Below are 12,123 nucleotides of genomic sequence, written 5' to 3'. Positions count from 1 at the left end.
CTATGAACATACAGGACTATGGATATAATGGCTCGGAGATTGCCGTTATTGGTATGTCTGGAAGATTTCCTGGTGCTCGAAACCTCGAAGAATACTGGCAAAACCTGAAAAATGGGCGAGAGACGATCTCGACCTTCTCTGAGAAAGAGCTATTAGAGCAGGGAAATGATCAGCGGCTGATCTCTGCACCAAACTATATCCGGTCGAAAGGCTTTTTAGAAGACCTTGAAGGGTTTGATGCGACTTTCTTTGAGTATACGCCAAAGGAAGCCACCTATATGGACCCCCAGGTTCGTTTGCTTCATGAGTGCGTCTGGGAAGCGCTTGAGGATGCGGGATATCCTCCAGGTACCCACAAAAAATCGATAGGACTATTTGCAGGCGCAGCGTTCAACGAATGGTGGTTGTTTCGAGCATTTGCTGGGAATATGACGGGAGACGCAGAGACGCTGGAAACCGCAACGTTCACCCTGAGAGATTATTTCTGTACTCTGGTCTCTTATAAATTAGATCTCAAAGGTCCCAGCCTGACCATTCAGACTGCCTGTTCAACCTCTATGGTGGCGATTCATCAGGCGGCTCAGGCGCTATTGAGTGGCGAATGTAAGCTTGCTGTCGCTGGTGGTGTATCGATCAATCTCCCTGCAAAAACAGGATATCTTCACCAGGAAGGGATGATCCACTCACCAGATGGTCACTGCCGCGCCTTTGATGCTCAGGCTGCTGGAACGGTCTTTGGCGATGGTGCAGGAATTGTGGTGCTAAAATTATTGGATGAAGCCATGCGGGATGGCGATCATATCTACGCAGTTATTCGGGGCTCAGCCATGAATAACGATGGGAATCAAAAGGTTGGCTATACCGCTCCCAGCACGCAGGGCCAGACCGCAGTCATTCGATCAGCGCTTCGTGTGGCAGATATAGAGCCGGACAGCATCAGCTATGTGGAGGCGCATGGCACTGGAACAGTGCTGGGCGATCCGATTGAGATTGAGGCGCTCAAGGCCGCCTATCAGACGGAGAAGCGCGGCTACTGTCAGATCGGGTCGGTAAAATCCAATGTCGGGCATCTGAATGCCGCCTCGGGCGTGGCTGGCTTTATCAAAACGGTCCTGGCCTTACAGCAGCAACAGATCCCGCCCAGTCTGCATTATGAGCAGCCCAATCCTCAGATCGACTTTGCCCATAGCCCCTTTGTGGTCGCCACGCGCTTGCAGCCCTGGCTCACCGAGGGGGGCCCACGGCGGGCAGGCGTCAGCTCCTTTGGTATGGGCGGAACCAATGCCCATATCATTCTGGAAGAGGCTCCACCACGTAGCGCCTCTGGTCCCAGTCGTCCCTGGCAGCTCCTGCCGCTCTCGGCCAGGACCGAGACGGCCCTGCCCCAGGTCATCATCCGGCTCAAACAGCATCTGGAGGCTCATCCCGATCTCAAGCTGGCCGATGTGGCCCATACGCTCCAGGTCGGACGAGCCCATTTTGCCAACCGACGGGCCCTGGTCTGCTCGTCAGTGGCAGAGGCGATGGCTGCCATGGACGAGGCGCTTCACACGCCGGAGCAGCCACGCAAAAGATCACAGAAGACCCCCACCATCGCCTTCCTCTTTCCTGGTCAGGGCAGCCAGTACCTGAACATGGGACGCGAGCTCTATGAGCAGGAAGCAGTCTTTCGGGAGGTGATGGATGACTGCTTTGCCCGGGCGGAGGCGCTCGGGCTGTCCGAGCTCAAAGCGGTGCTCTATCCAGCGCAGGAGAGCCCGGAGGCTCAGGAGCGACTGACGCGCACCGAACTGGCGCAGCCAGCGCTCTTTAGCGTGGAATATGCGCTGGCCCAACTGCTCATCAGTTGGGGGCTTCGTCCCCACAGTCTGCTTGGCCATAGTCTGGGCGAATATGTCGCTGCCTGTCTGGCCGGTGTCCTGACGCTGGAGGATGCCCTGCGACTGGTGATCCGGCGCGGTCACCTGATGGGACAGGCGCAGCCCGGGGTGATGGTCAGCGTCAGCCTCTCCGAAGGGGAGCTTCGTCCCTATCTTCAGGGCCAGCTCAGTCTGGCGGCCAGCAATGCACCCGCGTTGTGCGTGGTGGCGGGATCAGCATCGGAGATCGAGGCTCTTGAGGAGCGCTTGCAGCAGGATGGGCGGCGCTTTCGACGTTTGCAGACCTCGCATGCCTTCCATTCCGTCCTGATGGAACCGATCCTGGCCTCCTTTGAACAGGAGGTGCGCCAGGTCACGCTGTCCGAGCCGCGTCTGCCCTATCTCTCCAATCTGACGGGAGGCTGGATGCAGGCGCAGGAGGCCACCTCAGTTCGTTATTGGGTGCAGCACATGCGCCAGACCGTTCGTTTTGGGCAGGGCATCGATCAGCTCTTCGAGAACGAAGACACGATCCTGATCGAAGTGGGACCAGGCACGACCCTGAGCACCTTTGCCCGCAAGAGCCAGCGAGCAACACGGGAGTCCGTCATCGTCAGTCTCCTGCGGCACCCTCAGGATCAGCAGCCGGAATCTGCCTGTCTGCTCAAAGGGATTGGGAGACTGTGGGAGGCTGGTGTTGACCTGGAGTGGAGCAAGCTCCTGCGCTCCGAGCAGCGGCAGCGGCTCTCGCTCCCCACCTATCCTTTTGAACGCCAACGCTTCTGGCTTGATGAGCCAGTCGACTCTCTCTTCAGCCCTTTATCCAGAGCATCATCCTCAAAAGACACTCATGAAGTGGCAACATTGGTCTGGAAACGAGCGCCCAGAAGTCAATTGCGAGCTGGCAAGGCTGCTCTCTTCATCCTATTTATGGACAATTTTGGTGTTGGCGAGCAGATTGCTCAGTGTCTAAAGATGCAAGGGCACACAGTAATTACCGTCTTTAGCCGGCAGTACTATGCGCGAGAGCAAGACACGATTTTTTTCATTGATCCAACACAAGAAGAACACTACAAAGCCCTCTACACCGCAGTACAGCTAGAGAGAAAAGCCTCGTTCACCATTCTTTGTTTATGGGGGATCGAAAACGAACAGACCATTCCATTGAATGAAGATAGCGCCAGCACCCTATCAGATCTGTTGCGCACTGTATCTCTTCTTATAGACGTATCTCATCATCTATTAGCCAGCATGCCCCAGCGATATATTTTTGTAACAGGTAGTAGCCAGGATGTGATTGGTGGTGACAATACCAGTGCAAGAGGAATTGTAGTCCAACGTTGGCTTCGGACGCGGACGGAGATACGTGATACCTGCCTGACGATAGATATTGAGGCAGGTCATCTTCCACAAGATGGGCCAGAAATGACGAGTATTGTTGCCGATATTGTATCAGAGCCATCCAATGGATGCATTGCCTATCGGCGACAACACAGGTGGATACAAGTTGCAGAGCCCATCAGCCTTGCAGATCTGCCCGCCACAGAGATCGTTGTGCCAGATGCCGTCTATCTCTTTTCGGGCCTGGACGCCTCTCTTCTGCATCTTGTCGAGCAATTCATACAACGTCGGGCAAAGGTCTGCATCATCGTCGATACTGCTCTCCTGTCTCGTGATCAATGGTCAGAGCAGGAAGGAGAAATCGCTCAAACCATAGCGTACGTAAAGCGCATGGAGTCCATCTACGCAGGACTCCTTGTCCTTCCTGTAGAGCGAACGAGCAAGTCAAAGCTTACAGAAGCCATCGCCCATATCCAGAATGTTCTGGGCGCGATCCGTGGAGTCTGTTACGTCCCCCAAACGCGGATTGGTATGGGTTCGGAGAGTACAGCTTTAGTACACACACAGATGCATCTGCACATACTTGATGACGTGCTCAGTCAGACAGCTCTTACCTTTTCCATCATTCTTGCTCCAGCCTCTTTGTCCGCCGCAGATAGCTCTTCTCAGCGAGCGGCCAGCTACCCCACACAAATTATCAGTGCTCACAATCTTACCTGGCAGACCATCTTCTGGCCCATCGGGAGCGTGACCGAGAGAGCAGCAGGGAGGCCAGACACGCAACAGATTCAGCTTCTGGAGCACATTGTCGCGCAGCTCCAGGGTCTGGATGTCGTTGTGCTGGCGGAAGCAGGCACGAACGTGCGAGCAGAGGAAAGACCAGGCGAGCCAGCGTTGGGGAGCGTCGATGAGTTTGAACAGGCATTGATAAACGTGTGGAGCGATGTCCTTGGCGAGAAACCCGGCTCTCAAGAAACCTTCTTTGATGCAGGTGGAGACTCGCTCAAAGCAACTGTTCTAGTATCGAGACTCCACAAAGAGTTCGGCGTAGCAATCAAGCTAAATGACATCTTTCACTTCCCAACAGTCAGAGAATTAAGTACACGTATACGTCAATTAGAGACAGTAGAGCATGAAGTCATTGATCCCCTGGAAGGAAAAGCCTACTATAAGCTCTCTTCTGCCCAGAAGCGCACCTATATCATTCAGCGTGCGATTGGAGCGAGCACAACTTATAATTATCCCATGGTCTTACTCATCCATGGGAACCCTGACCGGGAGAGACTTGAGTCAGTGTTTGCTGGATTAATCAAACGGCATGAGATTTTCAGAACGACCTTTGCGTTTATTGATGGTGAACCAGTTCAACGCATCCACACAGATAGCACCTTTTCTGCTGCATACCTTCAGGCTAACGACACCACGCTCGATGACTGCATTAAAGAATTTGTGCGGCCATTCGATCTTGCACAAGCGCCGCTCCTGCGTGTGACACTCGTGCAACTGGCCCCGCAAAGATATGCCTTGCTCCTGGATATGCACAATATCATTGCAGATGGTGCTTCCATGAATATCTTTGTGAAGGAGTTTTGTGCGCTCTACAAAGGCGAGCCGCTTCCTCCATTGAGAATCCAGTATAAGGATTACGCGGAGTGGCAGCAGCGTTTCCTGACATCGCCTGCTGTGCAGAGGCAGGAAGCGTACTGGCTCAACAACTATGCCGTGATCCCCACCTTGAATATGCCGCTGGATTTTCCTCGCTCGCAGATGCAAGATTTTAGCGGAAAGACAGTGCATTATACGCTCTCTCCCGAGCAGACAGAGAGGCTACGCCAGCTCACCAGGCAGTACAACGTCACTCTCAATACAGTCTTTTATAGTATCTATACGCTGTTATTGCACAAATACACCGATCAGATTGACCTGGTGGTTGGATCACTCGTTGCAGGGCGACGTCATACCGATGTAGCCAACCTGATTGGCTTATTCACAAACTTTTTACCGGTGAGAAACGCGATTGATATAGACTGGTCCTTTGCTCAATTCCTGGTCCTGACGCACCAGCTTCTCTTAGAGGCATACGATAACCAGGACTATCCATTTGATCTCCTCGTCGAAAAGCTCAGTCAGCGCATCCCACGCGATCGAAATCCCTTCTTCGACGCTATGTTTATCTATCACAATGAGTATGATCCAAATATCAGGCTTGACGTAGAAGGACTGATCTTTGAAGAGTATGAGTTTGCCAAGGACACTTCAAAGCTCGATCTCAAATTAGACATCGTTGACCTGCACAATGGAGAGCATAAGTGTGTCTTGCAATACAATGATCAACTCTATCGACGAGAGACCATTGATGCATTTATTGCACACTTTCTCGCACTGGTCGACCTTGTGAGTCAGAAGCCAGAGTGCAGATTGGCAGATGTGCACCTTTTTACGGCAGCTGAAGAGCAAAAGATTGCTGCACTGCGCACCAACGCTAGCGTGCAGCAAGAAAGCCAGGACCTGCCGGAGATAAGCCTGGTCGTCAGTGCCACCTTTACCGTTGATCCTATCGAGCCCTATGTAAAGTGGTGGGGCCAGCAATTTGGCTATCGTATCAATGTGCAATTGTCTGACTATAATCAGGTTTTTCAAGATTTGCTGAACCCATCCAGTCTGTTATCACAAAATACCGGTGTGAACTTGCTCCTGATCCGCTTTGAAGATTGGCTACGGAACGACGATTCACCTGAACAGATGCAAGTGAGAACACTCGAAGAACATTTTACGCGCCTGGTAAAGATTCTCACAGACAGCCCGAAAACTATTCCCTCTCTTGTGGCTCTGCTACCAGCAGGGGGGGCAGCGAACCTGAGTGACCTTACACAGACCTATATCGAGATGCTCACCTATCGCTGGAAGCAAGCGCTTGCGCAATTAGAGAACGTCTCTCTCATCGATGTGCGTTCGCTTGTCCAGCACTATGCGGTCCAGACCATCTTTGATCCAGTGACAGATCGAGCGGCACACCTTCCCTTTACTGAAGAAGTGTATGCCGTCATTGGAACGGAGGTTGCGCGACATCTCCTGGCATTGCAGCAACAGTCCTTTAAAGTTATTGTCCTTGATTGTGATAACACCTTGTGGAAAGGGATCGTTGGTGAAGATGGACTAGAGGGCATTGCCGTTACTGCACCATTTATAGAATTTCAGCAATTTCTGCTTCAAAAACGGGCGGAAGGGTTTCTACTTGCGCTTTGTAGCAAAAATAATGAGCGAGATGTCTGGGATGTTTTCGCCACGAACGAAGCCATGCTGCTCAAACAGACCGATTTTGTGGCCTGGCGTATAAACTGGCAGCCAAAGTCCCACAACGTGCGAGAGATGGCGGCGGAGTTAAATCTGGGGCTGGATAGTTTTATCCTGTTTGACGATAGCGTGGTCGAATGCGCTGAAATAATGACCCACTGTCCAGAGGTCTTGACTCTTCAATTGCCCGAGGATGTCCAATGTATCCCCCAGTTCTTACAGCACATCTGGGCGCTGGACAGACTCAAAGTGACCGATGAAGATCAGCAACGAAGCGCTCTGTATAGTGCGGAAAGGCAGAGGCAAGAGGCAAAAGGTGATGTGCTTACCCACGAAGATTTTCTGCGTGATCTAGAGCTCCGCATGAGTATGACTCTGCTTGAGCGTAAGCACGCTCTCCGTACAGCCCAGATGACGCAACGTACCAATCAGTTTAATCTCAGCACAATCCGGCGCAACGAGCACCAGATTCTGGATCTCATGGCTCAACCAGACATGTCCTGTTGGGTTGTGGAGGTTGAGGATCGCTTTGGCAGTTATGGAATGACCGGTACCGTCTTTGCCCGGCGTTCAGGAGAGCAACTGAACATTGACACATTTCTGCTTAGCTGTCGTGTGCTGGGTCGGCATATCGAAGATGCCATCTTAGAGACCTTAATGGCGTATTGTCGCAAGAATGACCTCTCCCATCTGGTTGCTCATTACTATCCTACCGCGAAAAATCAGCCTGTCAAAGAGTTTCTGACCAGAACCAACTGGCATGTAACGCACCACTCCGATGAGTACAGTGTCTATACCCTGGATGTGCGCAGCGCCGTTGCTTCAGCCTATTATGGGACCATCTACTATAATGAGCCCCTCCCACAGCGGCCCGTTGACACAAAGACTGAAAGCAAAGAAGCAGTACAGCTGGTCTCCGTCCCATTAGAAGAAAGGCAAGGCGATGCTTCTCTCCGTTCTGATAGTGTTGGTGAACTGCAATGGAGTATGAGCTCACTAGATACCAAACGTACAAAGCACTCCGCCTACTATACTCCCCTGGAGCAAGCATCAGCCGCAGCACTCATCCAGCTACCCATCAACACGGCTCTTCATGTTGCGTCTCCTCAGGTCTATGTTGCGCCGCGTAACAAGACGGAGGAGCTGCTCTGTACGTTATGGAAAAACGTCCTGGGCGTAGAAGAGCTAGGTATTGATGATAGCTTCTTTGCCATGGGGGGAAATTCTCTCCTGGCAATCAGGTTAGAGGTAGAGCTGGAAAAACACCATCTCATTGTAGAAGGCGAGAGCGTTTTTCTCAACCCAACGGTGCGCCAGTATGCAGCGAATCTTACGGGAGGAGCGCTTCCAGCAATGGATGGTGTTGAGGCTGTTGAGTCTCTAGAAGAGACGAGCAAAGGAGTGAATGAACATCAAGTGCTCATTCAAGGCATAGAACCCTTCAACAGCTTCATCTATAAAAACTGCTTTTATAGCTCAGCTTTCCCTATTGTGTTACATGCAAAGCGCAGTATCCTGCCCTTTCTCGTCAACGATAGCACCATATACGCCTACAATCCTGATCCGCGTCAGCCTGGCTCTGGATTAACCTCTGTATACGAGCCTGTCTTGCCCATCGAGGCACTTCTTCAGGCGCAAGGAATGACCTTTGTGACCAGAGAGAGCGTTGCGAACGTCATTGAGGCCAGCCTGCACGCCATTTATCGAGGATGCCCGGTCATTGTCTGGGTCGACTGCTTCTATGAATCCATTCGTCCCGATACCTATCAGAAGATCCATCATCCTCACACCTTGCTGCTCTATGGCTATGATCGCGACAGCCAGCTGTTTGACATTATTGAGCACAAGCACATGGATAGCCCATTATATGAACAGCGAAAGATTCGTTTCAGCGATGTTCGCAACGCCTACGAAGGTTTTCTTCACCATTTTCATAGTTCACAGACTGAAAGTTACTATGAATTCTCTGCTGAGAACACGCATGTTGACTTGACTGAGCATGACTTGAGGCAAACATTTAAGCAGAATAGCCTCCTCCATCAGCAGCAGCTTCTTGATGGACTACGGGCACTGGCTCGCTTCCGCACAGATTTTACCAGAGTGGCAAGATCGCGCGACCTGTTATGGGAAGCCGCAGAGCAACTCATTGCCGACTTGAATACAGTCATAGCTGCCAAAAAAGTTGAGCTCTATAAAGTCGAGCAGCTCTCTCTCGAGCCAGATCGTATCGAGCTGCTGAAAAAAGTGCACGAAAGTTGGAGCGTGATCCGCTCAATCATCGCTAAATTTCACTACTCGGAGCGCTACAATCAAAAATCCATCGAAACAGCACTGGAGCAGCTCGATACCATCATAGAACATGAAGCACTGTATGTTGAAAGATTATTTGTGTGAGCACTCAGTTGAATGATGAGTTGCATAAGCACTACAGGAGAAGAGATCCATGATAGTTCTTGGTATTGGTGGTGGCATCGATCTCATCGATGAGAATAAATATAATGCGGCCCACGACTCCACTGCTGTCTTGCTAGACAATGGGAAGCTGGTCTTTGCCATTGAAGAAGAGAGGCTGAATCGCATCAAGCATACGGACAAAGCGCCCTTACGAGCGATTCGCGAATGCGTTCAGCACTATGGGATCGGCATACAGCAGGTCGATCGGATCGCGGTCTATGGTCAGGAGCAAGCGTTAAATCAGGCTTTACAGCATACCAGCCTGGAACGTACAGATATCGATGGATCACAGGGCATACGATCCATCATCCGGAACTTACTTGCCGATGAATTTGGGTATCAATGTGACTATGAGCGCTTTCTCTTTGTTCCGCACCACATGGCCCATGCGATGAGCACCTATTGTATGTCAGGATTTTCCGATAGTCTTGTCCTGACCATGGATGGTCATGGAGACGGGGTCTCTACCGTCGTATCAAGTGGGCGCAATGGCACATTAGAAATGCTGAATACCTGGTTTATGGCGGACTCGCTTGGATTTTTCTATGTCGAGGTCATTAAATTTTTAGGGTATGAGATGTTTGATGAGTATAAAGTCATGGGATTGGCCCCCTATGGAAATCCTGCGAAGTACCGAAGATTGTTCAAGAAATTCTATCGTCTGTTAGAAAATGGCTCTTACACCATTCAATTTGACCGGATTGATTATCTCTTTGAGATTCTCCAGCCACGAAGAAAAAACGAACCATTTACGCAAGTGCATAAAGACATTGCCGCTGCACTGCAAGAAGCATTGGAAACAATTGTCTTCCACATCCTTGACTACTATCGTACTCAGACAGGTCATGAACATCTCTGTCTGGCAGGTGGAGTTGCCCTGAACTGTACGCTGAACGGGAAAATTCTGAACTCGGGTGCATTCAAAGGAATGTTTGTGCAGCCCCTATCCCATGATGCTGGGGCAGCATTGGGCGCTGCATTGTACGCAGTACAGAAAGAAGATCCGCAGGTACCAATGCCCTTACTGGAACATGTCTACCTGGGAACAGATATTGGCGGCAACGACACAATCGAACGGCAGATAGCAACCTGGGACGCACTTCTCGCCTATGAAAAGGTCGAGAATATAGTAGAGACAACGGCGGAACTGCTTGCGCAAGGAAAAGTCATTGGCTGGGTCCAGGGACGATCAGAGTTTGGACCACGTGCGCTTGGAAATCGGAGTATCCTTGCTGATCCCAGGCCAGTCGAAAATCGTGAGATTATCAATGCCATGGTAAAGATGCGCGAGGCATATCGACCATTTGCCCCGGCTGTGTTAGAGGAGTCCGTTGGCGATTACTATGAAGTGCCCGCCAATACAACTACAACGTCCTTCCCCTATATGATCTACGTCGTGTCAGTGAAAAAAGAACAGCAGCAGTTGCTTGGTGCCGTCACCCATACCGATGGAACGGCACGCATCCAGACCGTCTCGAGAGCAACGAACGAGAAGTTCTGGCAGCTGATCCACAATTTTGGACAAAAAACAGGGGTTCCCATTCTCTTGAATACATCGTTTAATAATAATGCTGAACCAATTGTCAACTCTATCCAGGATGCGGTGGTCTGTTTTCTGACGACGAAGCTTCATTATTTAGTGATTGGCGACTATTTGATCAGCAGAAAAGAGATCAATGCCTCTGTGCTGCAACAATTAGTTCCGTCTATCCCTCTGTATATTGTACGCAATTGTTCCACCAGATATCGACATGGGCACATTGTTACTGACTACACGGTGCAATGCAACTACAGTCCAAAATACACTGCCTCGCTCTCCCAGGAAGCATTTGCCGTCCTGGGTCGTGTAGATGGGAAGCAGTCTCTCCAGGAATTATTCCAGAGTGTAGCCCTGGCTGAGGAGCAAAGAGAGACCGTCCTCGCCGAAATGCTTGATCTGTGGTCGCGTCGATTGGTGGTATTGAAACCAGGGGCAGCAGAGCTCTTGTGATGGTTTGTGATTTGACTTAAAAAATGGCGGATTTCTGGCAGAAAACATGGCACGAGTACCTTATAAAATGGCAACTCCCCTCAGCTTCTGGTGAGAAAGCTACAATAGCAACTCGCCTTCGAGAGAAACTGAGGTCTCGCCACTTTTTATGGCACTGCTTACCTGCATAAAGCGAGGAAGATGGTCGGCATATATCCTGGCAGACGCGCCGATAATCCTGTCAAATGATATGGTGTTGCACTGATAATGGCATCCATTGTATGTTTTAGGTACAATGGATGCCATTATCAGCAGATAAACCCTCTTATTATATGATCAGGCGTCCTGTGGACTCCATTCGTAGGTATTCACAAGGCAGCATTCCTGAAATCCCATCCGACGATAAATATTGATCCCAAATGGCGATGCTGTGAGCACTGCGATCCGATACCCTGCGTTTCTTGCCTCTTTGGCGGCCAGCATGGTCATAAAAGCACCGATCCCTTGCCGACGAAATTGGTGCAGCGTAACCACCCATTCAATTGCTGCAACACCAGCCGCCAGATACAGAGCCACGACACCGACTGGCTCCTCGTCTACATAGCCGATAAATAGCCGTAGATCCTGCTCTGGACCAAAGGGAAGCCTGGAATAGATAGTGAACCAATGTTGAAGAATCTCATCTGGAGCTCCGCATCCCCATACTTTGATCCAGCTGTTTAAAAGGTCATGGTTTGTGACTGGACGAATGGTAACATTGTCTGCCAGCGGAAGATCTTCATTAAGCAGCGACAAGTCCAGCCCCATGCCGGGCTCATCTTCGTCATGCTCGATCCCCTGCGCTGCAAGCAATGCTCTCAATTCAGCTGTTTGCGATGCAGGTCCAATATGCCAGTGAAAGGGAAGCTGCCTGACCTGAAAATGCTCCAGCACGCGCTTAATGGCTTCTGGCGCAGTATCCGTTGGCAGGCTCGTCTGGAGCACACCATTAAAGAGATTATTTGGCACGCCCGTCTCAAACCAGACCAGGCCAGGCTCTTGATAGACCTGCGCTCCAGATAACCCTCCTAACAAGGTTCCAAAGGCAATTTTATTGGCATCAAGAGCTTGAGCCATACTGGAAAGAGATGTATCCTCTACTATCATTGAACCCATCTATGTCAATCCTTTCTACAATGAAGATAAGAGCGAGAGATGTGTCTTATA

Annotated in this window: 3 protein-coding genes; 2 read left to right on the top strand and 1 reads right to left on the bottom strand. The window is 50.7% G+C overall.

The annotated features are described in order from the left end of the window. The first annotated feature begins 2 nt into the window (after positions 1 to 2). The gene (locus EL628_RS27325) at positions 3 to 8,888 is read left to right on the top strand and encodes a type I polyketide synthase (RefSeq protein ID WP_126583144.1); all 8,886 of its coding nucleotides are present in this window, start codon (positions 3 to 5) and stop codon (positions 8,886 to 8,888) included. Positions 8,889 to 8,937: 49 nt separating this feature from the next. After that, on the top strand, positions 8,938 to 10,938 hold the full coding sequence (locus tag EL628_RS27320; protein ID WP_126583143.1) for a carbamoyltransferase family protein: 2,001 nt from the start codon (positions 8,938 to 8,940) through the stop codon (positions 10,936 to 10,938). Between the two features lie 315 nt (positions 10,939 to 11,253). Here the strand turns inward: EL628_RS27320 and EL628_RS27315 are convergent, their stop codons facing one another. Beyond that, positions 11,254 to 12,072: a GNAT family N-acetyltransferase gene (locus tag EL628_RS27315; protein WP_126583142.1), complete on the bottom strand. Its 819-nt coding sequence runs from the start codon at positions 12,070 to 12,072 to the stop codon at positions 11,254 to 11,256. Positions 12,073 to 12,123 lie beyond the last annotated feature (51 nt).

This window comes from Tengunoibacter tsumagoiensis, from assembly GCF_003967535.1.
Lineage (GTDB): Bacteria > Chloroflexota > Ktedonobacteria > Ktedonobacterales > Ktedonobacteraceae > Tengunoibacter > Tengunoibacter tsumagoiensis.
The sequence above is the reverse complement of the archived record's forward strand: the minus strand, read 5'-3'. Positions and strand labels throughout refer to the sequence as shown.

Coding starts and splice junctions, on each gene's coding strand:
- EL628_RS27325 (WP_126583144.1), top strand. CDS start 3: ATGAACATACAGGACTATGGATATAATGGCTCGGAGATTGCCGTTATT.
- EL628_RS27320 (WP_126583143.1), top strand. CDS start 8,938: ATGATAGTTCTTGGTATTGGTGGTGGCATCGATCTCATCGATGAGAAT.
- EL628_RS27315 (WP_126583142.1), bottom strand. CDS start 12,072: ATGGGTTCAATGATAGTAGAGGATACATCTCTTTCCAGTATGGCTCAA.